This is a genomic window from Mitsuaria sp. TWR114 (assembly GCF_007997345.1).
The window spans coordinates 1-2225 of sequence record NZ_VOSR01000525.1 but is presented as its reverse complement, the minus strand read 5'-3'; the positions used below and the strand labels follow the sequence as shown (position 1 = coordinate 2225).

Sequence of the window (2225 nt, the reverse complement as noted above, 5' to 3'; positions counted from 1 at the left end):
TGCTGCAGCTGCGCGAGGGCGACAAGCCGCATCACGGCAGCGCCGGCGGCGTGGCGCTGACGGCGATCGCGCGGCGCCTGGCCGCGGCGGCGGTCGGCAAGGGCCGCGGCCTGGAACTGGAGCTGCGCGACGAGGTCAGCGCGCGCGGCCATGAGGAACGGATCGAGCGCGTGCTCGGCCACGTGGTGCAGAACGCGCTGGACGCGACGCCGATCGACGGCCGCGTCACGCTGCGGCTGCAGCGCGTGGGCAGCCACGCGCAGGTGGAAGTGGAAGATACTGGCTGCGGCATGTCGCAGGAGTTCATCGATCAACGGCTGTTCAAGCCGTTCCAGACGACGAAGGCGGCGGGCATGGGCATCGGCGCCTACGAGAGCTACCAGTACCTGCAGGAACTAGGGGGGAAGATCAACGTGGAAAGCGCGCCCGGACGAGGCACCAAGGTCACCATCTTGCTGCCGCTGTTTTTCGCCCAGTCGGGCAGCGACGCCGGCCTGGTGGAGGCGCGATGAGCCCCGTCGCAGCGCCGTTCGCCGGCCCCGCCGCGTCCCTCCCGCAAGGCCCCGCGTGGCGAAGGGAACGAGCATGAGCGCCCAGCCCCCTTCGCTGCTCATCGTCGAGGACGACCTCGCGCTGCAGAAGCAGCTCAAGTGGTCGATGGACCGCTTCGAGTCGGTCACGGCCGACGACGTCGCCAGCGCCGTGCTGCAGTTCCGCCGCCACAAGCCGCCGGTGGTCACGATGGACCTGGGCCTGCCGCCGGACCAGGACTCGACCTCCGAGGGCTTCCGCCTGCTCGAGAAGCTGATCGAGCTGGAGCCCGGCACCAAGGTCATCGTGCTCACCGGCCAGAACGACCAGAGCAACGCGCTGCGGGCCATCCGCATGGGCGCCTACGACTTCCTGGCCAAGCCGGTCGATCCCGACGTGCTGGTGCTGACCGTCGAGCGCGCGATGCGCCTGCACGAGCTGCAGCAGGAGAACCAGCGCCTGCTGACGCAGCAGGACGGCGAGCCCACCGGCCGGCTGCTGACGCGCGACCCGCAGATGCAGCGCATCTGCCGCACCGTCGAGCGGGTGGCCGGCAGCGACGCCACCGTGCTGCTGCTGGGCGAGAGCGGGACCGGCAAGGAGGTGCTGGCGCAATCGCTGCACGACGCCTCCAAGCGCAAGGGCCGCTTCGTCGCGATCAACTGCGCGGCCATCCCCGAGGCGCTGCTCGAGAGCGAGCTCTTCGGCTACGAGCGCGGCGCCTTCACCGGCGCGACCAAGACCACCGTCGGCAAGATCGAGACCGCGCATGGCGGCACGCTGATGCTGGATGAGATTGGCGACCTGCCGATGCCGCTGCAGGCCAAGCTGCTGCGCTTCCTGCAGGAGCGCAGCATCGAGCGGCTGGGCGGGCGCCAGGAGATCGCGGTGGACGTGCGCATCGTCGGCGCGACGCACCAGGACCTGAAGGCCAAGATCGCGCAGGGCCTGTTCCGCGAAGACCTGTTCTACCGCCTGGCCGAGATCGTCGTCGACATCCCGCCGCTGCGCGATCGCGTCGGCGACGCGGTGCTGCTCAGCCATGCCTTCCTGCGCCGCTTCTCGTCGGAGCAGCGCCGCCCCATCCTGCGCCTGGCCGACGACGCGATCCGCGCCGTCGAGGGCCACCGCTGGCCGGGCAACGTGCGCGAGCTGCAGAACGTGATGAAGCGCGCGTCCATCATGGCCGACGGCGACCGCATCACCGCCGACGACCTCAACCTGCCGCTGCCCGCCGGCGGCGAGGCCGCCGCCGAGGAGCCCGAACTCGACCTGCGCGCCGTGCGCGAGCGCGCCGAGCGCCAGGCCGTGGTGGCCGCGCTGGCCCGCACCGACGGCAACATCGCCAAGGCCGCCGACCTGCTGGGGGTCAGCCGGCCGACTCTGTACGACCTGATGTCCCGCCTCGGCGTCAAGGCGTAGACATGAAGGCATGAAGGCCTGAGCACCGCTCCGATCCTCCGACACCCACCGACAGCGAAAGAGACACGCATGTCCCGCAAGCCCGCGCACCGCCCACTGACCGCTTCCATCCCTGGCTCCCCCCGCATCGCGCAGGCCGGCCTGCCGCGGGCCCTGCAGCGCGGCGCGACCGCGCTGGCGCTGGGTTCGGCGCTGCTGCTGTCGGCCTGCCTCGGCGAATCCGCGCAGGACCTGGTGAATTCCGCCAAGACGCACCTGGAGAAGAAGGACCA

3 protein-coding genes are annotated in these 2225 nt (G+C 71.0%); all 3 read left to right on the top strand.

Annotated elements, in window-relative coordinates; genetic code table 11:
• A partial coding sequence (locus FUT87_RS18460; protein ID WP_255511909.1) for an ATP-binding protein occupies positions 1-512 on the top strand: 512 nt, incomplete at its 5' end.
• A gap of 73 nt (positions 513-585) precedes the next feature.
• The gene (prsR, locus tag FUT87_RS18455; protein WP_091724015.1) at positions 586-1953 is read left to right on the top strand and encodes a PEP-CTERM-box response regulator transcription factor; all 1368 of its coding nucleotides are present in this window, start codon (positions 586-588) and stop codon (positions 1951-1953) included.
• 69 nt (positions 1954-2022) lie between these two features.
• Positions 2023-2225: hypothetical protein (locus tag FUT87_RS18450; protein ID WP_147241967.1), on the top strand; the 203-nt coding region annotated here is incomplete at its 3' end.